The organism is Pseudomonas sp. RL (genome assembly GCF_000647775.1).
Lineage (GTDB): Bacteria > Pseudomonadota > Gammaproteobacteria > Pseudomonadales > Pseudomonadaceae > Serpens > Serpens flexibilis.
In genome coordinates this window covers 32,971-54,771 of record NZ_JBOY01000007.1, presented here as the reverse complement: position 1 = coordinate 54,771, position 21,801 = coordinate 32,971, and the positions used below count along the sequence as shown (strand labels likewise).

Sequence of the window (21,801 nt, the reverse complement as noted above, 5' to 3'; positions counted from 1 at the left end):
GGAGGCGCGCCGCCAATTGCAATTGCCTGCAGACGGCTTTCTGTTTGGCACCATAGGGCGATTGGTTCCGGTCAAGGGACATATCCATTTGCTGGACGCGTTTGCGCAATTGAAGGATGAATTTCCCCAGGCAGGCGTCGCGATCATCGGAGAGGGGCAATGTCGCGCGGAACTGGAGGCGGCCATCGCGCGTCTGGGTTTGGAAGGGCGCGTATTCCTGCCCGGGGCCAAGCCACAGGCACTGCGCTACGTGCGGGCGTTTGACGTCTTTGTCATGCCCTCGCTGAGCGAGGGACTGCCTCTTGCCCTGTTGGAGGGTATGAGTGGTCATTTGCCTGTGATCGGCTCGAATATTCCCAGCCTGCTGCCCATCCTTGAAGATTGTGGGGGCGGCGTCTTTTCCTCCGGGCAGCCGGACGAGCTGGCCCAGCGCCTGAGAGAAATCCTGTTGCTGCCTAGGCAACAGCTGCGGGAACAGGGGGAGCGTTGTTATCGCTACCTGTGTTCCGCGCATTCCATCGAGGATTACCACCGCAACTACCGCGAGTTGCTTGCGTTGCCTGAGTAAAAAGGAAGATTCGATGCCGCATTATCTCCCGTTTAACGCTGAAGGCTGGCGAGGCCTAGTGCTGGCAGGCTGGGAAGATGTATTCGCCAAGTTCGACACCTGGTTGGCGGAGAGTGAGGGTGCTCGAATTGTGAATCTGCCTTCCCGGCAGGTCTGGCGTACTGAAACGCCTAAAGGTGTCGTTTTTGTCAAAGTCATTTACCGTGCCAGTGAAGTGAAGGGCCTGCTGCGAGGGACATTCGCATCGCTGAAATGGTTGCTGCGACCCTCTCGGGCGCTAGCGACTCTGCGGATATCAGAATCGTTGCTGAATGCCGGGTTTGAATGTCCTGTTCCGGTATTGGCGGCGCGCCGCCGCACGCGTACTGGTTGGCCTGTGGATGTGTTTATCAGTGCCGAGCGCCGGGAATCCAATCTTTCCGATCAGATGTCAGGGCTTGGGCGTGCTGAGATTGAGTCCTTGCTCGAGAGGGTGGCAGTTGAAATGAACCGCTTTCACGGCTCAGGGTTTGTACACGGCGATTGCATTCCTCCAAATCTGGCCCTGATTGAATCGGGTCGCCTGGTATTCTTTGACAACGACAGAACTGCCAGGGCCCCATGGTTCAGGCCACGCTACGCTCAGCGGCGCAATCTCATCCAGTTCGGGTATCGACTGACACGTCAGCTTGAGGAAGAGAGCTACTTGGACTTTTTTCTAAAGGCCTACGTTGGGGCTGGCGAAGGCGCAGCTGTTGGGCCAGGGGGAACAGAATACATTGTCCAAGCCGTACGCCGGCGCCTACGCAAGGGTGGAGGATTCAACTGAGCCGGGCGAGCAATCGCGCCGGGCTATTCCTCCAGCCTTGAAAGTAAGGCCGGGCGTATTGGCGAATTAGTGCCTGAGCTTTTGCATCGGTACGATGTTGGCGCAGGAGTGCAAGCCAGTGGCTGGATGCAGGTTGTGAAGCTCGAGCTTCAGAACAAAGCCACTCGCTCCAGAATTCCATCAGCGGCAGATACTGGGCTAGCTCTCTTTCCGTTAGGATTTGCTTGCTCTTCCAGGCTTTAAAGTGCAGAGGGAGAAGATCCTCGAGAAGAAACTCTGCAGTGTGTGGCAGCAGGCGGCGCTGTATGGCTTGCAGGTTTTCTAGATTGCAATCTCTTAGGTGCTGGCTCGCCTGTGTTGGATGTATTCTATATTTAACCAGGGCTTTGGGTATGTTGGTCAGGCGAATTTCCGGGTTGCTAATTAGGCTCGCCAGAAAGAAGGCGTAGTCCTCTCCGTAAGTAAGACCTTCGATGTAGCGTGTCTCGCCAATACTACTGCGTCGGAGCATGCAGCTGCCGCTTGGTATCGTGCGGCCAAAGAAGAAGTAATTCCATTTAATTTGGTCGGAATGATTCGGGTATTTATTTAGGCGGTTGGATGCTCCAAAGTTTTGTAGCCAGGCTCCACAAATATCAGCCTTTTCCTTCAAGGTTTTCAGTTGAACCTCGAAGCGATTAGGTGTGCAAACGTCGTCAGCATCCATTAGGGCAATAATATCGCCCTCGCAGCGAGCCAGGCCGCTATTACGGGCCCGAGATACCCCGCCGTTGGGTTGATCAATGAGCACAATCCGCTCTTCGCGACGCTGATAAGTCGTCAGCAGCTCAAGGGATTGGTCTGTCGATCCGTCATTGACGATGACGATCTGATCGGCTGGAGTTGATTGCTGGAGGACGGAATCCAGCATTTCCGCCAGGTAAGGGGCGGCGTTGTAGACAGGGATGAGCACGCTGAGTGTGGTCATTGAAAAGCACGAATCTCGACTGCTGGAGAATAAGTTGTCGGCCGGCGCCATGGATTCTGCATGAGCGCCCACGACGTCGCGGTCGGCAGTCTATCAAATGCCTCGCAGGAGCTCCCGATGCCCTATGGTAGAATCCGCCCCCTGCCGTCCGGGACCTTAGCTGCATGACCAGCCTCAATTCACGCGCCGAAGGCGCCTCCAGCCTCACCATCTACCTCCGCCTACTCGGCTACGTGAAGCCCTACACGGGCTACTTTGCCCTGAGCATCGTTGGCTACGTCATTTTCGCATCCAGCCAGCCCATGCTGGCCGGCATCCTCAAGTACTTTGTCGATGGGCTGGGCAATCCCGAAGCAGTGCTGTTCCCCGACATCAGGTTCCTGCAGGGCTTCCGGTTGCTGGAGCTGGTGCCATTGATGATCGTCGCCATCGCCGCATGGCAGGGCGTCGGGTCTTTCCTCGGCAACTACTTCCTGTCAAAGGTTTCTCTCGGGTTAGTGCACGATCTGCGGGTAGCGCTGTTCGATAGTCTGCTACGTCTGCCCAACCGGTATTTCGACGAGCACAACTCGGGCCACCTGATCTCGCGCATCACCTACAACGTCACCATGGTCACCGGCGCCGCGACTGAGGCGATCAAGATCATGATCCGTGAGGGCCTGACGGTCGTCTTCCTGTTTACCTACCTGCTGTGGATGAACTGGAAGCTGACCCTGGTCATGGTGGCCATCCTGCCGGTCATCGGTGTGATCGTGGGTACCGCGGGCAAGAAGTTCCGCAAGCAGAGCCGTCGCATCCAGGTGGCGATGGGCGATGTCACCCAGGTCGCCTCGGAAACCATCCACGGCTACCGCGTAGTGCGTAGCTTCGGGGGCGAGGACTACGAATACGCACGTTTCTCGGAGGCCAGCGCCAATAACACCAACCGCCAACTGCGCATGACCCGCACCAACTCGATCTACACCCCGACCCTGCAATTGGTGACATACACAGGCATGTCGGTGGTGCTGTTCCTCGTGCTCTTGTTGCGCGGCGATGCGACGGCAGGTGATCTGGTGGCCTACATCACTGCAGCCGGTCTGCTGCCCAAGCCGATCAAGCAGCTGTCGGAAATCAGCTCCACCATCCAGAAGGGCCTGGCCGGCGCTGAAAGCATTTTCGAGCAACTGGACACACCCCCGGAGCCGGATCAGGGAACGGTGGAGCGCCAACACGTGAATGGGCGCCTGGAAGTGCGCGACCTGAATTTCCGTTACCCAGGCACAGATAAGCCGGTACTGGCGGGTATCAACTTCTGCGCGGAGCCGGGGCAGATGATTGCGCTGGTCGGTCGCTCTGGCAGCGGCAAGTCGACGCTGGCCAACCTGATCCCCCGCTTTTACCAGCACAGCGAGGGTCAGATTCTGCTGGACGGTGTCGAAGTGCAGGATTATCGACTGCGTAATCTGCGCAGGCATATCGCGCTGGTAACCCAGCAGGTGACCCTTTTCAATGGCTCGGTGGCTGACAATATCGCTTACGGCGATCTGGCCGGCTCACCGCGCGAGGCCATCGAGCAGGCGGCTGAAGCGGCCTATGCTCGGGAGTTCATCGACCGGCTGCCGCAGGGCTTCGACACCGAAGTGGGAGAGAACGGCGTGTTGCTCTCGGGTGGTCAGCGGCAACGCCTGGCCATCGCGCGCGCGCTGTTGAAGAACGCGCCGTTGCTGATTCTCGATGAGGCCACTTCGGCGCTGGACACCGAGTCCGAGCGCCATATCCAGGCTGCGCTGGACAAGGTGATGAGCGGGCGGACCACGCTGGTCATTGCCCACCGGTTGTCCACGATCGAGAAAGCCGACCTGATTCTGGTGATGGACCAGGGCCAGATCGTCGAGCGTGGCACGCATGCCGAGCTGCTGGCCCAGAACGGCTATTACGCGCGCCTGCATTCGACGCAGTTCGAGGAGCGGGCCTGAGTTCAGCTGCCGTCGTGCTAGAATCGGGCGCATTTTCGCGCCCTTCTGGAGTCCTCATGCAGCTGTCCATGCCCCGTTTCGATCAGGCCGCCGTGCTGGTGGTCGGTGATGTCATGCTCGACCGCTACTGGCATGGCGGGACTTCGCGTATTTCTCCGGAGGCGCCGGTGCCGGTGGTCAAGGTCGAGCATCGGGAAGACCGTCCTGGCGGTGCGGCCAACGTGGCCCTGAATATCGCTGCTCTAGGCGCACCGGTCCGCCTGATCGGTGTTACTGGCAAGGACGAGGCCGCTCATTGCCTGGAGCAGAGCCTGGCGGCTGCTGGCGTGGTCACCCGCTTCCAGCGCATCGACAGGCAGCCGACCATCGTGAAACTGCGCGTTCTGAGTCGCAGCCAGCAGTTGCTGCGCATGGACTTCGAAGAACCCTTCGAGACCGATACCGCGGCGTTGATCGCTGAAGTCGAGCAGCAACTGGCCGGGGTCAAGGTGCTGGTACTGTCCGACTACGGCAAGGGCGCGCTGCAGAATCACCAGGCGCTGATCCAGGCGGCCCGCGTGCGCGGCATCCCGGTGCTGGCCGACCCCAAGGGCAAGGACTTCTCCATCTACCGCGGTGCCAGCCTGATCACTCCCAACCTTTCCGAGTTCGAAGCGGTGGTGGGCCGTTGCGCTGATGAGGCCGACCTGGTGGCCAAGGGCAACCGGTTGATGGCTGAGCTGGAGTTGGGCGCGTTGCTGGTGACCCGCAGCGAGCATGGCGTGACCCTGCTGCGCCCTGATCATCCGGCCCTTCATCTCCCAGCGCGGGCGCGCGAGGTGTTTGATGTCACCGGCGCCGGGGACACGGTGATTTCCACCCTGGCTGCCGCGCTGGCCGCGGGTGAGGAGCTGCCCCAGGCGACGGCGCTGGCTAACCTGGCTGCCGGCATCGTCGTCGGCAAGTTGGGCACCGCAGCCATCAGCGCGCCGGAGCTGCGGCGCGCGGTACAGCGCGAAAAGGGTTCCGAACGCGGTGTCCTGGGGCTTGAACAACTCAAGCTGGCCATAGAGGATGCCCGCGCCCAGGGCGAGAAGATCGTCTTCACCAACGGCTGCTTCGACATCCTGCATGCCGGCCACGTGACTTACCTGGAGCAAGCCCGTGCCCAGGGCGACCGGCTGATCGTGGCCGTGAACGGTGATGCTTCGGTGACGCGCCTGAAAGGGCCGGGACGTCCGATCAACGCCGTCGACCGCCGTATGGCGGTACTGGCCGGCCTTGAAGCCGTGGATTGGGTAACCAGCTTCGACGAGGACACCCCGGAGAACCTGCTGCACGCATTGCGCCCGGATGTGCTGGTCAAGGGTGGAGACTACGGGATCGAGGGCGTGGTCGGTGGCGACTTCGTGCGTTCCTACGGCGGCGAGGTAAAGGTGCTGGGGCTGGTGGAGAACAGCTCCACCACGGCGATCGTGGAGAAGATTCGCCAGAAGTGAATGAACAAGGCCCGGGTAACCGGGCCTTGTTCATTCAGTGGGCTTGAAGCAACTTCGATCCCCGAAGCCCCTGCCTGAAAATCCGCCGCCGCGCCTTGCGGTTGACGATGGTGTGCTTGGCGGCCTGGTAGGCGGCTTCGAACTGGTCGGTGTCCAGTGCTGCCAGTCGTTCGCGGTAGGGGCGTACGATGGCGTCGAATTGCGCCTCGCTGAGGAAGTCCCTGAAGGTGGCTTTCAGCGTGCCGTAATACAGCTGCCCGAAGATAAGACCCAGCACCGCATCGATGTGCGGGCTCGTGCCGAAGCAGCAGCTTTCGAAGTCGATGAAGGTCAGGCGCGATGGGTCCTGGGGGCTCAGCATCAGATTGCCCAGCCAAAGGTCCAGCGGGTAGGCCCGTTTCCCATGCAGGTCCAGCACGGCTTCGCACAGCGTGGCGAGCAGCTCGGGAGCGCGCTCGGGGTGCCGGCCCAGCCATTCAGCGCCGTCGCACTGACCGTCCAGGTATTCGTAGATCAGGCAAAGGGCATCGACCAGGCCGGCACGGGTGCGATAGCCGTAGCCCAGCAGGCGCGGGCAGGGAATGCCCAGCGCCTCGGCCTGGAGATGATTGACCAGCTCCACCAGCTCCCAGTCCAGTCCTTTGCCGGGCGAGGGAAGTCCAAAGGTGATGCGCAGGCGGCGGCTCAGGCTGCGGATCGGCGTGGTCTTGATGAAGCAGTGGCCAAATGCCGATTGGTGGGTGGTCAGTCGCCGGCCGTCTTCCAGCCTATCGAACTGGTCGGCAATCGAAGCCAGCAGTTCGGCATCGGGCGCCTGGTAAAGCTGGAAGCTGATGCCCTGGTGGTTCAGGTGGACGGGTAGGCTGGGGTGCTGGCCAGCAAGGTACGGCATGACGAATCCTTGAAGGGGCCGGAAACGGGCCGGCATTTTCGCACAGTGCGATCCCGCTGGCTGCCCTGCCATGCGGCTGCGGCAGGCGAGTCATAGGCGCCCTCAACCCCCACACGCATCATCCTGGTTCTCCGCCGAATCGGGACGATATCCATGGCCACCACCCTCCAGGGCCACGCCCTGGCCCTGCTCAATCGCCTGGCCCGGGCCGACTGGCCGGATCGATTCAAACTGCGCAAGCCGCTGGAAGGCCTGTTGCTACGTGGCAGTCGCGCCGGCTTCCGACTGGCCGGGCGCCGGTCGGCTCACGGGTCCACGCGGCCGCTGCTGAGCGGGCCTGCGGAGCTGTTCGACCTGTCGCTGAGCGAGGAACAGCAACTGCTGCGCGACATGCTGGCCCCGTTCGCCGTCGAGGTCATGCGCCCGGCGGCGCTGGAGGCGGATGCGCAGGGTAACCTTCCCCCGGCGCTGCGAGCGCAGGCGGCTGCCCTCGGGCTGGTGCATTACGGCGTGCCGGAGTCCATGGGCGGGCTGGCCGGTGGCCCGACAGCGCTGACCACGGCCCTGCTGGCCGAAACCCTGGCCCAGGGGGATCTGTCCCTGGCCGCCGCCTTGCTGCAGCCCCTGTCGGCGGCCCATTGCCTGCGCCGCTGGAGCAGTACCGAGCAGCAGCAACGCTGGTTGCCGGCCTTGCTGCACGAAGATGCACCGCACTATGCCCTGGCCATCCACGAGCCGCAGGTACTGGCCGATCCCGCACGGCCCGCCACCCGCGCGCGCAAGCGCGGCGGACAGTATCGGCTCGATGGCGAAAAGTGCCTGGTGCTGCAGGGCGGGGACGCCGAATACCTGATCGTCTCGGCGCAGTGCAGCGACGGGCCGGCGCTGTTCCGGGTGCCGGCCGACACTGACGGCCTCTCGCGCCAGCCGGAGCCGGCCATGGGGCTGAAGGCCTGCGCCACCACTCGCATCCGCCTGCGTCAGGTGAGGGTCGAGCGTGACGCTCGCCTTGCGGGGCGCGGCTTCGATCATCGGGCCTTTCTCGATCTGTCCGCCCTCGGCTGGTGCGCCCTGGCGGTGGGCACCTGCCAGGCGGCGCTCGACTACATGATCGCCTACTGCAACGACCGCCACGCCTTTGGTGAGCCCATCAGCCACCGTCAGGGCGTGGCGTTCAGCATCGCCGACATGGCCATCGAGCTGGAGGGCATGCGCCTGCTGCTCTGGCGGGCCTGCGCGCGCGCCGACCGGGGGCTGGATTTCCAGGAGCAGGCCTGGCGCGCCCGGCTGTTCTGCAGCGAACACGCCCCGCGCATTGGTAGCGCCGCGGTGCAACTGCTGGGTGGGCATGGCTTCACCCAGGAACACCCGGTCGAGCGCTGGTACCGGGACCTGCGCGCCGTGGGCGTGCTCAACGGCGCAATGTCGCTCTGAGGTTCAGCCATGTATCTGGAAACTCCGCGAAAATTCCGCGCGCTGGTCAGCCAGGCGCACCAGGTGGCGGCGAACTACCTGCGACCGCTGTCCCGCACCTACGACCGTGCCGAGCATGCCTACCCCAAGGAGCTGGACATGCTTGCCGCGCTGCTCGACGGCATGAATGCCGGCTCGCCGGATGCGGTGGGAGCTGGCGCGGCGGGCAAGCGCAGCGAGGGCGCTGCCGACGGCGTACGCAATGGCGGCAACCTGTCCGCCTGCCTGGCGGTGATGGAAATGTGCTGGGGCGATGTCGGCCTGCTGCTGTCCATGCCGCGCCAGGGGCTGGGCAATGCCGCGATCGCTGCCGTGGCCAACGAGGAACAGCGCCAGCGCTTTGCCTCTGTCTGGGCCGCCATGGCCATCACCGAACCCGGCTGCGGTTCGGACTCGGCGGCCATCCGTACCACGGCGGTGCGCGACGGCGACCACTACGTGCTCAACGGCGAGAAGATCTTCGTCACCGCTGGCGCGCGGGCCGATGCCGTGGTGGTCTGGGCGACCCTGGACCGCAGCCTCGGGCGGGCCGCCATCAAGTCCTTCGTGGTGGAAAAGGGTACGACGGGCATGACCGTGACCCGGCTGGAGAAGAAGCTCGGTATCAAGGCTTCGGACACCGCCTCGATCAGTTTTCAGGATTGCCGGGTGCCCGCCGCCAACCTGCTGGGCAGTCCCGATATCGATACGCAGAAGGGCTTTGCCGGGGTGATGGAGACATTCGACAACACCCGGCCGCTGGTGGCCGCCATGGCGGTGGGCCTGGCGCGGGCGGCGCTGGATCGCAGCCGTACGCTGTTGGAAAAAGCAGGATGTCGCTTCGACCGCCAGCGCCCCCTGCTGGTGCTGCAGCACGCCGAAGCCTGCTGGCATCGCTACGAAGCGGAGTGGGAGGCGGCGCGGCTGCTCACCCTCAAGGCAGCCTGGATGGCCGATAACCGAATGCCGAACTCGAAGGAGGCCTCGATTGCCAAGGCCAAGGCAGGCCGCATGGTCGGCGAGGTGACCCTTGGCTGCTTGGCGCTGGTGGGGGCGCAGGGTTATGGCGAGGACGAGCTGCTGGAGAAGTGGGCGCGCGATGCCAAGATTCTCGACATCTTCGAGGGCACTCAGCAGATCCAGCAACTGATCATTGCCCGCCGGCTGCTCGGCAAGAGCTCCGCCGAACTGAAGTAGGGCCACGTGGGGCGGGCCGCCGGTAGGGTGCACACGGCGGCCGGAAAAGGCGCCGACCGCCCTACGGATCGGCCAGGCGTAGGGTGGTCAACGCAGCGCGTTGGCCACCATGAAGATCACCGCAACGGTGCCCGGCAATGGGCGGTGCAGACCCTGGCCGCCCAGCCTCAGAACCGATAGATCTCCACGTCGGTCCGCAGCGGCTCGACGGTGGGAATCTGCGGAGCCTGAGGCTCGCTCGGGCGCGCCTTGCGGGCGGCGACGATCTGCCGCGACAGCGGCTCGATGGCGCCGGCGAGCTGCTCGGCCAGTTGCTGCAGCAACTGGCTCTGGGCGCGGATCTGGTCGGCGGTGCTGCCCTGGTGTGCCGCCTCCAGGCGCACCAGGCGACTGTCGCGCAGCTTGCCGTTGCGGTCCAGCAGGCGCCACTGGCCTTCCAGCACGGCCGGCTTCTGTGGACCGGAGTCCAGCCGGGAAATGCTCAGGCGCACTTCAATATCCGGCTCGAAACCGGCGGCCGGTTCCAGGGCGACGCGCTGGCCGCTCAGACGGCCGGCCAGGCGTTGCAGCATGACATTGTCGATGTTGTCGCCCAGATTGCCGGCCCAGCGGGCACCGAGGTCGGGCACCAGACTGCCATCGGCCTGGCGCTGCAGCACCGCATCGCTCTGGTTGAGGTAGTCAGCCAGGTCCACCGGTTCCAGCAGGACCATCAGGCCGGAGGCCTTTTCCTTGATTGTCGGACTGCCGCTGTCCAGCTGATAGAGCACGGCGGGCGGGCGGCTGATACAACCTCCCACCGCCAACAGTCCTGTCAGCAGCGACAGCGCCGCAAAGCGCATGTACTTCATCATTCACCCAGAAGGCCGCAAGGGGCGGCCGGATTGGCAGCAAGCTGGGCCGGCGGGTTTCGCCGGCCCGTGATTCTAATGTGCGGTCAGGTCGCCACGTGACGCCAGGGGCGTGCAGGCGGGGCGGCTGGCGCTTGGTGCCGGGCATTCTCCCAGCACTACCCTCAGATTTCCACCTGCAGCGCGTCGACCCGCTGGAAGCCGCGCGGCAGCTTGTTGCCGCGCCGCCCACGTTCGCCCTGGTAGTGGGCCAGATCCTCGCCCTTGAGTGTCAGCGTGCGCTTGCCAGCCTGCAGCACCAGGTTGGCGCCTTCGGGCAGCACGGCCAGCGCGGTGACGTATTCCTCCCGAGAGGCCACGCGGTCGGCGGGAATGCTGATCAGCTTGTTGCCCTTGCCCTTGGGCAGCTGCGGCAGCTCGGCGATGCGGAACAGCAGCAGGCGGCCGTCGCTGGTGGCCGCTGCCAGCCAGTCCTGTTCGCGGTTGCTCAGCGGTAGCGGCGGCAGCACCTTGGCGCCGGTCGGCAGGGTGAGCAGGGCCTTGCCGGCCTTGTTCTTGGCCTGCAGGTCGTCGCCTTTGGCGACGAAGCCGTAGCCGGCATCCGAAGCCATGACATACAGCGCCTCGTCGTCCGGCAGCAGTACGCATTCGAAGCTGGCGCCGGGCGGTGGGGTCAGGCGACCGGTCAGCGGCTCGCCCTGGCCGCGCGCGGAAGGCAGCGAATGGGCGGCCAGCGAATAGCTGCGCCCGGTGGAATCGATAAACACCGCGTACTGGTTGGAGCGGCCCGGCGCAGCGGACTTGAAGCTGTCCCCGGCCTTGTAGGACAGCCCGGCGGCATCCACCTCGTGGCCCTTGGCGCAACGCACCCAGCCCATCTCGGAGAGCACCACGGTGACCGGCTCGGACGGCAGCAATTCGGTCTCCGACAGCGCACGGGCCTCGGCGCGCTCGATGATCGGCGAGCGGCGCGCATCGCCGTAGGTCTCGGCGTCCTCCAGCAGCTCCTTGCGCACCAGCTTCTTCAGCTTGGTCTCGCTGCCCAGCAGGGCCAGCAGCTTCTCGCGTTCCTTGGCCAGTTCGTCCTGCTCGCCGCGAATCTTCATTTCCTCCAGGCGGGCCAGTTGGCGCAGCCGGGTGTCGAGGATGTAGTCGGTCTGCAGATCGCTGAGGCCGAAGCGCTCCATCAGCACCGGCTTGGGCTGATCCTCGTTGCGGATGATGGCGATCACTTCGTCGAGATTGAGGAAGGCGATCAGCAGGCCTTCCAGCAGGTGCAGGCGTTTCTCCACCTTGTCCAGGCGGAACTGCAGGCGGCGGCGCACGGTGCCGATGCGGTAGGTCAGCCATTCGCCGAGCAGGGTGCGCAGGTCCTTGACCTGCGGGCGACCGTCCAGGCCGATGACGTTCATGTTCACCCGGTAGCTGGATTCCAGGTCCGTGGTGGCGAACAGGTGACGCATCAGGTCTTCCACGTCCACGCGGTTGGAGCGCGGGATGATGACGATGCGGCAGGGATTCTCGTGGTCGGATTCGTCGCGCAGGTCCGCGACCATCGGCAGCTTCTTGGCCTGCATCTGCGCGGCGATCTGCTCCAGCACCTTGGCGCCGGAGACCTGGTGCGGCAGCGCGGTGATCACCACATCGCCATCCTCCACGCGGTACACGGCGCGCATGCGCACCGAGCCGCGGCCGGTTTCGTAGACCTTGAGCAGGTCGGCGCGCGAGGTGATCACCTCCGCCTCGGTGGGGAAATCCGGGCCGGGTACGTGTTCGCACAGTTGCGCCACCGTGGCGTTCGGCTCGTCCAGCAGGCGCACGCAGGCCGCAGCCACCTCGCGCAGGTTGTGGGGCGGCACGTCGGTGGCCATGCCCACGGCGATGCCGGTGGTGCCGTTGAGCAGCAGGTTGGGCAGGCGTGCCGGCAGTACCGCCGGTTCTTCCAGCGTGCCGTCGAAGTTGGGCACCCAGTCGCTGGTGCCCTGGCCCAATTCGCTGAGCAGCACCTCGGAATAGCGCGACAGGCGCGCCTCGGTATAGCGCATGGCAGCGAACGACTTGGGATCGTCCGGCGCGCCCCAGTTGCCCTGGCCGTCCACCAGGGTGTAGCGGTAGCTGAACGGCTGGGCCATCAGCACCATGGCCTCGTAGCAGGCCAAATCGCCGTGGGGGTGGAACTTGCCGAGCACGTCACCCACGGTACGCGCCGACTTCTTGTGCTTGGCGTCGGCGTTCAGGCCCAGTTCGCTCATGGCGTAGACGATGCGGCGCTGCACCGGCTTGAGGCCGTCGCCGATGTGCGGCAAGGCCCGATCCATGATCACGTACATGGAATAGTTCAGGTAGGCCTGTTCGGTGAACTCGGCGAGGGAGCGGCGCTCCACGCCATCCAGGCTGAGGTCGAGGGTTTCGCTCATGGTGGGGCCCTAGTTTGAAAAGTACTGGCGCAGCAGCAGGGTGCCGTCGCGCTGCGTGAATTCGAGTTGGCGCAGGGCGCTCATGCCCAGCAGCACCTGGTCGTTGCCCATCCCCGGGGCGATCAGTGCGCGTACATCGGTGAGCACGATGTCGCCCAGTTGCAGGCGTTCCAGGCGCGTGCGATAGCCGGTGGCGCGGCCGTTGGCGGTGAGCAGCTCGATGGGCGCGCCGCGCTCCAGGCCGAGCGTCTCCACCAGCGATTCCGGCACGGCGACGTCGGTGGCGCCGGTGTCGAGCAGGAACAGCACCGGCTGGCCGTTGATGCGCCCGCTGGCGCGGAAGTGGCCGTGGCCGTCGCCTTGCAGGCGCACTTCGATATGGCTGGCGCTGTGCAGCGAGGCCGGCGCCGGGTTGGGGTTGTAGCGCGACTCTTCCCACTGGGCGAAGAAGCGCGTGGCCAGCAGCATGCCGGCGCCCCAGGCGAGCAGCAGCATGATGCGCCCCAGGCGCTTGCCGGGTGGTGCGCTGCTCACGGCGTCGCCCCCCAGCCGCCTTCCGGTGCGGCGAAGTGCCAGAGCATTGGCCGGCGCTCGCCGTCGCCCCGCGCCAGTTCGCTGTTGTCGATCAGCACCCAGGCGCCCTTTGCGTCGAGCCACAAACCTTCCGCGACGCCGTGTGGCGCCCCGTAGCGGCGGTCCTCGCCGAGCGTGGCATCGGCAAACGACCAGCAGCGCTCTGCCTGGCCGGTGGAGAGCGAGCGCCGGCAGATCTGGTGGGTCATGCGTTCCAGCGTATAGAGGCGCTCTTCATGAAAGGCCAGATCGCTGAAGTCCAGCGGCTGCGGACGGGTCAGGCCGCTCTGCGCGGGCGGCGGTTCGAAGCCCCCCTCGCTGAGCAGCACGCAGCCGCCGTTGCAGCTCCAATCGGCCTGCTGGCGATGCAGCACCAACAGGCCACGGCGCTCGCGCTCGGCGGCCAGCCACAGGCGCTGGCTGGCCGGGTCGACCGCAATGCCTTCGAGAAAGGCGTTGTGGCGCTGCAACAGGCCGGCGCCCCGGGCCTGACTGACCAGCGCCGGCGGCAGCTTCAGCCAGCGGGCCGGACCGACCGGGGGAATCATCAGCACGCCGAGGCTGGCCTCGCTGACCAGGTAACGGTTACCGCTGCCATCGCAGGTGATGCCCTCGAAATCCAGCATGCCGCCGCGCACCCAGCCGATCAGCCGCTGGCCCTGCCGCAAGCCCCAGGGCAGGCCGGAGGGTGGCGGTGGCGGGGCGCTGAAGCGTTCTTCCTCGACGGTCCAGCTCTGCTCCCCGGGCACCAGGCGATACAGGCGATCGTCGTCGCGGTCGGAAACCGTCCAGAAGCCGTCGCCGCACCAGGCGAGTCCCGACAGGTTGCCGCGCGGCACGCCATCGACGGGATGCTCGCCTGCCAGTTGCAGTTGCTCGGTGGCGGCGACAGGGACCGCACCGGCCAGCAGCAGGCCGGCAAGCAGCCAGCGGCGAATCAAACCGCGACCTCGGCCAGGTTGCCCTTGCTTTCCAGCCAGCTCTTGCGGTCGCTGGCGCGCTTCTTGGCAAGCAGCATGTCCATCACCTGCCGGGTGTCCTCGAAGTCGTCCAGGGTCAGCTGCACCAGGCGGCGGGTATTCGGGTCCATGGTGGTTTCCCGCAGCTGCGGCGGGTTCATCTCGCCCAGGCCCTTGAAGCGCGTGACCTGCGGCTTGCCGCGGCGTTTCTCGGCGGTCAGGCGCTCGAGGATGCCGTCGCGCTCGGCCTCGTCCAAGGCATAGAAGACGTCCTTCCCCAGGTCGATGCGGTACAGCGGAGGCATGGCCACGTAGACGTGTCCGGCCTCCACCAGGGTGCGGAAGTGCCGCACGAACAGGGCGCACAGCAGGGTAGCGATGTGCAGGCCGTCGGAGTCGGCGTCGGCGAGGATGCAGACCTTGCCGTAGCGCAGCTGGGACAGGTCGTCGGAGCCCGGGTCGAGGCCGATGGCCACGGCGATGTCATGGACTTCCTGGCTGCCCAGCACCTCGCCGCCGTCCACTTCCCAGGTGTTGAGGATCTTGCCGCGCAGCGGCAGGATCGCCTGGAACTCCTTGTCGCGGGCCTGCTTGGCGCTGCCGCCGGCGGAGTCGCCTTCCACCAGGAACAGTTCGGCGCGCAGCGGGTCCTGGCCGGCGCAATCGGCCAGCTTGCCGGGCAGCGCCGGACCCTGGGTAATCTTCTTGCGCTCGACCTTCTTGCTGGCCTTCAGGCGCCGGCCGGCGTTGCTGATGGCCAGCTCGGCCAGCAGCAGCCCCTGCTCGGGATGGGCGTTGAGCCACAGGCTGAAGGCGTCCTTGACCACCCCGGAGACGAAGGCGGCCGCCTCGCGGGAGGACAGGCGTTCCTTGGTCTGGCCGGAGAACTGCGGTTCCTGCATCTTCATCGACAGCACGAAGGCGATGCGTTCCCAGACGTCCTCGGGCGCCAGCTTGACGCCGCGCGGCAGCAGGTTGCGGAACTCGCAGAACTCGCGCATGGCGTCCAGCAGGCCCTGGCGCAGGCCGTTGACGTGGGTGCCTCCCTGCGCGGTGGGGATCAGGTTGACGTAGCTTTCCTGCACCGCCTCGCCGCCCTCGGGGAGCCACAGCAGCGCCCATTCCACGGCTTCGCGCTCGCCGGCCAGGTTGCCGCAGAAGGGCTCTTCCGGCAGGCGGGCGAACGCGCTGACGGCGTCGATCAGGTAGGAGCGCAGGCCATCCTCGTAGCACCATTCGATGCGCTCGCCGCTGTTGCGGTCGTCGAACACCACCGACAGCCCGGGGCAAAGCACCGCCTTGGCCTTGAGCACATGCTTGAGGCGGCTGACCGAGAACTTCGCCGAATCGAAGTACTTGGCGTCCGGCCAGAACTGCACGCTGGTGCCGGTGTTGCGCTTGCCGACCGTGCCGATGATCTCCAGGTCGCTGGCCTTGAAGCCGTCGGCGAAGGTCATGCAGTATTCGTTGCCGTCGCGGCGCACCCGCACTTCCACGCGGGTGGACAGCGCGTTCACCACGGAAATGCCCACGCCGTGCAGGCCGCCGGAGAACTGGTAGTTCTTGTTGGAGAACTTGCCGCCGGCATGCAGCTTGGTGAGGATCAGCTCGACCCCAGGCACGCCCTCTTCTGGGTGGATGTCCACCGGCATGCCGCGCCCGTCGTCGATCACCTCCAGCGAATTGTCGGTGTGCAGAATCACCTGCACGCTCTTCGCATGCCCGGCCAGCGCCTCGTCGACGCTGTTGTCGATGACTTCCTGGGCCAGGTGGTTGGGGCGGGTGGTGTCCGTGTACATGCCCGGGCGCTTGCGCACCGGATCGAGGCCGGAAAGGACTTCAATGGCGTCGGCGTTGTAAGTGGCCATGGGCTCTCTAGTTCGTCAAAGATCGGAAAAATCGTGGTCGCGCCACAGGCCGGGATCAAAGCCGGCGAAGGCGAGCAGCGCGGGCAACTGAGCGGCAAAGCCCTGGTAGCTGTGGTCGCCACCGGGCTGGATGCGCAGCGCGCAGGCCCGGTACCAGGCCTGGGCCTGGCGGTAGTCGAGGGTCTCGTCAGCGGTCTGCAGCCACACCTGGAAGCGCCGCGGGTCCTGGGGTGCGGGCACTTCCAGTGCGGCCAGCGCCTGGATGTGCTCCAGGGTCAGCTGCCAGGTTTCGCCGCTGTAGAGGTTCTGCTGCGGACCGAGGTAGCCGTCGAAGCGCGTGTGGGGCAGCACGGCCGGGTTGATCAGCAGGGCCTTCAGCCCGTGGTGCTCGGCCAGGTGCGTGGCGTAGTAGCCGCCCAGCGAGCTGCCGATCAGCAGCGGCGCGCCCAGTTCGGCGATGGCCTGCTCGCACTGGGCGATGGCTTCACGCGGGTGGTGATGGAGGGCCGGCACGCGCAACTGCCCGGCGACGCCCAACTGCTCGCAGGCATGCACCAGCTGGCGGGCCTTCTTCGAAGCCGGCGAGCTGTTGAAGCCGTGCAGATAGAGGAGGGTGGGCAGTTGGCTGGCCATGCGCGCGTTCGATAACGGAAGTGGGGTGGGTGGGCAAGGCTAAAGCGCACAGGCACGCGCTGCAAGCCGAGTCCGGCGCTGCCTGTATCGGCCGCGCCGGGATGCTCAATAGCCCCGCACGTTGTAATCGATATCGAAGGCGATGCCCTCTACCCGCGAAACGCCGGTTTCCAGCTCGCCGTCCGGGTGCAGGCGCAGCCAGCGATAGCCCGGTGACTGGTCGCCGACCTTGAAGTGATCGCTGCCCGGCGCGAACTGCACGCAGGTGGAGGGCGAGCCCAGCAGACGCACGCCGGAGCGCATGCAGTCGAATTCCTGATGCACGTGGCCCCAGAGCAGGGCGCGTACCTGCGGTCGGCTGTCGAGTACGGCGAACAGCGCCTCGGCATTGTCCAGGCCGATGCGGTCCATCCAGGCGCAGCCGATCGGCACCGGGTGATGGTGCAGGCAGATCAGCGCCGGGCGCTGCGGCTGTTCGTCCAGCGCTCGCGCCAGCAGATCCAATTGGTTGTCGCACAGATGGCCGTGCACCGCGTCCGGCACGGCGGTGTCCAGCAGCACGATGCGCCAGGCGCCGCAATCCACGACGGGCTCGAGGAGCGGGCTGTCGCCGGCGATGCCGCGCAGCGGGTCGTGCAAGTCGTGGTTGCCGGGAAACGCGCGCAGTGGCGCGGGAATCCGCGCGGTCATCTGCAGAAAGGCCTGGTAGGAGGCGCCCGAGCCGTCCTGGGACAGGTCACCTGTGGCCAGCAGCAGGTCGATGTGCGGCTGCTCGTCAAGCACCCGGTCGATGACCCGCGCCAGGCTCTCGGCGGTGTTCATGCCCAGCAGGCGACCGCTGGGGTCGGCGAAGAGGTGGCTGTCGGTCAGCTGAACCAGCGATACCGGGGCATCCGGTGTGGAGTCAGTCAGGCTCGGCAAGGCATGCGCTCTCGTGCAATGGAGTCGGGATTATCGAGATGGGCAGGGGTGCCGGCAAACCCGAAAAGCGGAAGTGGTTCACACCATGAGGGGGCGGAATTGTTACAGAACCGGCTCCAGTTCATGGCCGAGCGCCTGGCAGTGGCTCAGCCATTCGCCGAGGAACAGGTTGAGCTGGGTCTTCTCGTCCGGCTGGTGCATGGCTTCGTTGGGGTAGGGATAGCGACCGAGGAAGCGCCGCGACTCGGCAGCGCCGACTACTTCGGCCATGCGTGCGTCGTGGTACACGCGTACCTCCAGTTGCGGCGCCGGCAGCCAGGGCAGGCCGTTTTCCTGGCGCACGCGCAGGCTGGTGGTATAGGGGCAGTTCTCCAGCACGTCAACGGCCAGCACGCCGAGCAGGTGCTCGCCCTGGCTCAGCGCCACGCGGCGTACGCGCGGGCTGGCGGTGCGCATGTCCGGCAGCAGCTTCATCAGGCGCTGGTAATTGGCTTCGCAGCTGGCCTGCAATTCGCACAGGTCGACCCGATAACGTTCGCGTCCGGTCACCATCAACTCCAGGCACCCCGCACTTCGTCGCGATTGAGGGCCAGCCACTGCAGGGCGATCAGGCTGGCGGCGTTGTCGATCAGGCCGTCCTTGAGCGCGCGCAGGGCGTCCGCGTAGGACAGCACATGCACGCGGATGTCCTCGCCTTCCTCGGCCAGGCCGTGCACCCCACCGGCGGCGCTGCTGTCGCAGCGGCCCAGGTACAGGTGCACGCGTTCGTCGGAGCCGCCGGGCGACGGGAAGTACTCGGTGATCGGCCACAGGCGATCCAGCGTCAGGTCGGCTTCCTCTAGGGCTTCGCGGTGCGCGACCTGCTCCGGCTGTTCGCCTTCCTCGATCAGGCCCGCCACCAGCTCCAGCAGCCAGGGGCTGGTTTTCTTGCCCAGCGCGCCGACGCGGAACTGTTCGATCAGCACCACCTCGTCGCGCAGCGGGTCGTAGGGCAGCACGCAGACCGCGTCATGGCGCACGAACAGCTCGCGGCTGATCAGCGGCCCCATGCCGCCTTTGAACTGGCGATGGCGCAGGTGCAGGCGATCGAGACGGTAGAAACCGCGGAAGCAGTGCTCGCGTTGCACGACTTCGACCGCGTCGGCATCGGCCTTGAAGAAATCGGACATGAAAGCCATCCAGGCGCAGTGGGAAAACTGTCGAACATCCTAGCGTGACCTGGTGTCGGCCGCAGCCACTTTGCCGATGAGCGACGGCGTGCCAAGCTGAATGACCTTCAATGCCAGTCAAGGGATTCGCCACATGCCTAAGCTCCTTGTGCTTGTCAGTTTCCTCCTGCTCAGTGCCTGCCAGTTGCTGCCCATGGGCGGGCAGGCGCGTTATGAACGCCAGGCGTGGGAGGAGCGGCCAGCCGGTTGCCGGGGCGAAGCCTGCCCGCTGGTCAACATCGACACCCTGCATTTTCCCGACGAGCCCGCGCTGGATCGGCTGATCGAACAGCGGCTGCTGGAAATGACCCGCCTGCATGCCAACGATCCGCTGCCGGCTTCGCTGCGTGAGTATCAGCGCAGCTACCTGAGCGGCGCCGAGCCGGAGCAGACCAGCTACCTGCAGGCGCAGGTGCGCGAGCAGCATGACGGGCTGATCGTCATCGAGCTGTCCAGCTACCAGTACACCGGGGGTGCCCACGGCCTGCCCGGACGGGGCTTCATCAACTACGAGCGGCGCGGTGATCGCGAGCTGCAGCTGGCGGATCTGCTGCTGCCCGGCCAGGAAGCCGCGTTCTGGTCGCTGGCCGCCGAGGCGCACCAGCGCTGGCTGGTGGAGAAGGGGCATGCCAACGACAAGGAGTTCGTCGCCTTCTGGCAGTTCCAGCCGACCCGCAACATCGCGCTGCTCAGGGACCGGGTGCTGCTCAAGTACGACGTGTACAGCATCGCGCCCTATGCCAGTGGCCATCCGGAACTGAGCATTCCGAAAGAGCAGCTGCGCGGCATTCTGAAGCCGCAGTATCTGTAGGGCGTTGCTCTACAGCGTCCAGAAACAAGAAAGCCCGCACGAGGCGGGCTTCTTGGGGCATCTGGAGCCCATGGGCGGATTTGAACCGCCGACCTCTCCCTTACCAAGGGAGTGCTCTACCCCTGAGCTACATGGGCGAATGGGCGCGCATTCTAGTCAGGTGTTTTTGGGAAATCCAGAGAAAAATTAAAGGGTTGGGAAAATGCTTTGCCGTGGGAGCGGCTTCAGCCGCGATGCTTTCGTGCGGGTCGACGCCAGAAGCATCGCGACTGAAGTCGCTCCTGCAGGTCCTGCCAGGCGCTTATACCTGCTTGTAGATCACCGAGCCTTCGTCGCGGAAACGCCCGGCCTGTTCGGCGAAGCCGGCCTCGATGGCCTTCTGCTCGTCGGTCAGGCCGTGCTCTGCGGCGTAGTCGCGCACTTCCTGGGTGATCTTCATGGAGCAGAACTTCGGCCCGCACATGGAGCAGAAGTGCGCCACCTTGGCCGACTCCTTCGGCAGCGTCTCGTCGTGGAAGGCGCGCGCGGTGTCCGGGTCCAGGCCCAGGTTGAACTGGTCCTCCCAGCGAAACTCGAAGCGCGCCTTGGACAGGGCGTTGTCGCGGATCTGCGCGCCCGGGTGACCCTTGGCCAGGTCGGCGGCGTGGGCGGCGATCTTGTAGGTGATGATGCCGGTCTTCACGTCATCCTTGTTCGGCAGGCCGAGGTGCTCCTTGGGGGTGACGTAGCAGAGCATGGCGCAGCCGAACCAGCCGATCATCGCGGCGCCGATGCCGCTGGTGATGTGGTCGTAGCCGGGGGCGATGTCGGTGGTCAGCGGGCCGAGGGTGTAGAACGGCGCCTCGTCGCAGCATTCCAGCTGCTTGTCCATGTTCTCCTTGATCAGTTGCATCGGCACATGGCCCGGGCCTTCGATCATGGTCTGCACATCGTGCTTCCAGGCGATCTTGGTCAGCTCGCCGAGGGTTTCCAGCTCGCCGAACTGCGCGGCGTCGTTGGCGTCGGCGATCGAGCCCGGACGTAGGCCGTCGCCCAGCGAGAAGCTGACATCATAGGCCTTCATGATTTCGCAGATTTCCTCGAAGTGGGTGTAGAGGAAATTCTCCTGGTGGTGCGCCAGGCACCACTTGGCCATGATCGAGCCGCCCCGGCTGACGATGCCGGTGACGCGCTTGGCGGTCAGCGGCACGTAGCGCAGCAACACGCCGGCGTGGATGGTGAAGTAGTCCACGCCCTGCTCGGCCTGCTCGATCAGGGTGTCGCGGAACAGCTCCCAGGTCAGCTCCTCGGCGATGCCGCCGACCTTCTCCAGCGCCTGGTAGATGGGCACGGTGCCGATCGGTACCGGCGAGTTGCGGATGATCCACTCGCGGGTTTCGTGGATGTGCTTGCCGGTGGACAGGTCCATGACGGTGTCCGAGCCCCAGCGGATGCCCCAGGTCAGCTTGGCGACTTCTTCTTCAATCGAAGAGCCCAGCGCCGAGTTGCCGATGTTGCCGTTGATCTTCACCAGGAAGTTGCGGCCGATGATCATCGGCTCGAGTTCCACGTGGTTGATGTTGGCCGGGATGATGGCGCGGCCGCGCGCCACTTCCTGGCGCACGAACTCGGGGGTGATTTCCTTGGGAATGGCGGCGCCGAAGCTCTGTCCGGCGTGCTGTTCCTTGAGCAGGCCGGCCTCGCGGGCCTCGGCCAGCTTCATGTTCTCGCGGATGGCGACGAATTCCATTTCCGGCGTGATGATGCCCTTCCTGGCGTAGTGCATCTGGCTGACGTTGTGCCCGGCCTTGGCGCGGCGCGGATTGCGCACATGGGCGAAGCGCATGGCGGCCAGTTCCGGATCGGACAGGCGACGCTGGCCGAACTCGGAGGACAGGCCCGGCAGCTTTTCGGTGTCGCCGCGGTCCTCGATCCAGGCGCTGCGCACGTCCGGCAGGCCCTTGCGCACGTCGATGCTGGCGGCCGGGTCGGTATAGGGGCCGGAGGTGTCGTAGACGGTCACGGGTGCGTTGCTCTCGCCGCCGAAGGCGGTGGGCGTGACATCCAGGCTGATCTCGCGCATCGGCACGCGGATATCGGGGCGCGAGCCCTGGACATAGATCTTGCGCGAACGCGGAAAGGGCTGAACGGACTGCTGGTCGACCCGGGCGCTTTCACTCAGGTGCTGGGGGGTGCTGTTCATCGGCGGCTCCTCGGCTGAATGTCGGAGTGAACCTGATGCAGCGGCGAGGCGGCCCGGA

The 21,801-nt window shown here is 65.4% G+C and carries 19 protein-coding genes and 1 tRNA gene; 7 read left to right on the top strand and 13 right to left on the bottom strand.

The annotated features are described in order from the left end of the window. On the top strand, positions 1-568 hold a 568-nt coding region (locus AS93_RS18580; RefSeq protein ID WP_037008411.1), incomplete at its 5' end, for a glycosyltransferase. Positions 569-581: 13 nt separating this feature from the next. Next, positions 582-1,376, top strand: coding sequence for a lipopolysaccharide kinase InaA family protein (locus AS93_RS20050; RefSeq protein ID WP_081798186.1), 795 nt, complete (start codon positions 582-584; stop codon positions 1,374-1,376). Here AS93_RS20050 and AS93_RS20045 read toward each other — a convergent pair. After that, on the bottom strand, positions 1,369-2,343 hold the full coding sequence (locus tag AS93_RS20045) for a glycosyltransferase family 2 protein (RefSeq protein WP_162172909.1): 975 nt from the start codon (positions 2,341-2,343) through the stop codon (positions 1,369-1,371). The genes AS93_RS20050 and AS93_RS20045 overlap by 8 nt on opposite strands. 164 nt (positions 2,344-2,507) lie before the next feature. On the opposite strand from AS93_RS20045, the gene msbA reads away from it, so the two are divergent. Continuing rightward, positions 2,508-4,301 (top strand): lipid A export permease/ATP-binding protein MsbA, encoded by a 1,794-nt coding sequence (gene msbA, locus AS93_RS0102175; RefSeq protein WP_027589056.1) that lies wholly within the window; start codon positions 2,508-2,510, stop codon positions 4,299-4,301. A gap of 56 nt (positions 4,302-4,357) precedes the next feature. Further along, positions 4,358-5,779 carry a bifunctional D-glycero-beta-D-manno-heptose-7-phosphate kinase/D-glycero-beta-D-manno-heptose 1-phosphate adenylyltransferase HldE gene (gene hldE / locus AS93_RS0102170; protein WP_027589055.1) on the top strand — a complete coding sequence of 474 codons (1,422 nt, stop codon included), beginning with the start codon at positions 4,358-4,360 and terminating at the stop codon, positions 5,777-5,779. A gap of 34 nt (positions 5,780-5,813) precedes the next feature. Here the strand turns inward: hldE and AS93_RS0102165 are convergent, their stop codons facing one another. Continuing rightward, positions 5,814-6,671, bottom strand: coding sequence for a hypothetical protein (locus tag AS93_RS0102165; protein WP_027589054.1), 858 nt, complete (start codon positions 6,669-6,671; stop codon positions 5,814-5,816). 153 nt (positions 6,672-6,824) lie between these two features. Here AS93_RS0102165 and AS93_RS0102160 point away from each other — a divergent pair, with 153 nt between their 5' ends. Beyond that, positions 6,825-8,105, top strand: a complete 1,281-nt coding sequence (locus tag AS93_RS0102160) for an acyl-CoA dehydrogenase family protein (RefSeq protein WP_037008403.1) — start codon at positions 6,825-6,827, stop codon at positions 8,103-8,105. Between the two features lie 9 nt (positions 8,106-8,114). Beyond that, positions 8,115-9,320 carry an acyl-CoA dehydrogenase family protein gene (locus AS93_RS0102155; protein ID WP_027589052.1) on the top strand — a complete coding sequence of 402 codons (1,206 nt, stop codon included), beginning with the start codon at positions 8,115-8,117 and terminating at the stop codon, positions 9,318-9,320. Positions 9,321-9,487: 167 nt separating this feature from the next. On the opposite strand, the gene AS93_RS0102150 is transcribed toward AS93_RS0102155, so the two are convergent. From AS93_RS0102150 to AS93_RS0102110, 9 genes are all read right to left on the bottom strand, one after another. Then, on the bottom strand, positions 9,488-10,171 hold the full coding sequence (locus tag AS93_RS0102150) for an ABC-type transport auxiliary lipoprotein family protein (RefSeq protein ID WP_027589051.1): 684 nt from the start codon (positions 10,169-10,171) through the stop codon (positions 9,488-9,490). A 164-nt stretch (positions 10,172-10,335) separates the two neighbouring features. Then, positions 10,336-12,588, bottom strand: coding sequence for a DNA topoisomerase IV subunit A (gene parC / locus AS93_RS0102145; RefSeq protein ID WP_027589050.1), 2,253 nt, complete (start codon positions 12,586-12,588; stop codon positions 10,336-10,338). A 9-nt stretch (positions 12,589-12,597) separates the two neighbouring features. Beyond that, positions 12,598-13,122 carry a TIGR02281 family clan AA aspartic protease gene (locus tag AS93_RS0102140; protein ID WP_027589049.1) on the bottom strand — a complete coding sequence of 175 codons (525 nt, stop codon included), beginning with the start codon at positions 13,120-13,122 and terminating at the stop codon, positions 12,598-12,600. Further along, entirely contained in the window at positions 13,119-14,102 is a 984-nt protein-coding gene (locus AS93_RS0102135; RefSeq protein ID WP_027589048.1) for an esterase-like activity of phytase family protein, read from the bottom strand. The genes AS93_RS0102140 and AS93_RS0102135 overlap by 4 nt, the downstream gene beginning before the upstream one ends. Continuing rightward, entirely contained in the window at positions 14,099-15,988 is a 1,890-nt protein-coding gene (gene parE / locus AS93_RS0102130; protein WP_027589047.1) for a DNA topoisomerase IV subunit B, read from the bottom strand. Before parE ends, AS93_RS0102135 begins: the two co-directional genes overlap by 4 nt. Positions 15,989-16,003: 15 nt before the next feature. Next, on the bottom strand, positions 16,004-16,621 hold the full coding sequence (locus AS93_RS0102125; protein ID WP_027589046.1) for a YqiA/YcfP family alpha/beta fold hydrolase: 618 nt from the start codon (positions 16,619-16,621) through the stop codon (positions 16,004-16,006). A 105-nt stretch (positions 16,622-16,726) separates the two neighbouring features. After that, positions 16,727-17,542, bottom strand: a complete 816-nt coding sequence (gene cpdA, locus AS93_RS0102120; RefSeq protein ID WP_027589045.1) for a 3',5'-cyclic-AMP phosphodiesterase — start codon at positions 17,540-17,542, stop codon at positions 16,727-16,729. A gap of 102 nt (positions 17,543-17,644) precedes the next feature. Next, complete coding sequence (locus tag AS93_RS0102115) at positions 17,645-18,094, bottom strand: DUF1249 domain-containing protein (RefSeq protein WP_027589044.1); 450 nt, start codon at positions 18,092-18,094, stop codon at positions 17,645-17,647. Beyond that, on the bottom strand, positions 18,094-18,711 hold the full coding sequence (locus AS93_RS0102110; protein ID WP_027589043.1) for an NUDIX domain-containing protein: 618 nt from the start codon (positions 18,709-18,711) through the stop codon (positions 18,094-18,096). The genes AS93_RS0102115 and AS93_RS0102110 overlap by 1 nt, the downstream gene beginning before the upstream one ends. A gap of 133 nt (positions 18,712-18,844) precedes the next feature. Here AS93_RS0102110 and AS93_RS0102105 point away from each other — a divergent pair, with 133 nt between their 5' ends. After that, positions 18,845-19,561 (top strand): RsiV family protein, encoded by a 717-nt coding sequence (locus AS93_RS0102105; RefSeq protein ID WP_037008401.1) that lies wholly within the window; start codon positions 18,845-18,847, stop codon positions 19,559-19,561. Between the two features lie 62 nt (positions 19,562-19,623). Here the strand turns inward: AS93_RS0102105 and AS93_RS0102100 are convergent. Further along, positions 19,624-19,698 (bottom strand) — tRNA-Thr (locus tag AS93_RS0102100). Positions 19,699-19,862: 164 nt separating this feature from the next. Continuing rightward, a complete protein-coding gene (gene thiC, locus AS93_RS0102095) occupies positions 19,863-21,743 on the bottom strand; it encodes a phosphomethylpyrimidine synthase ThiC (RefSeq protein ID WP_027589041.1) in 1,881 nt (626 codons plus the stop codon). Between the last annotated feature and the right edge of the window lie 58 nt (positions 21,744-21,801).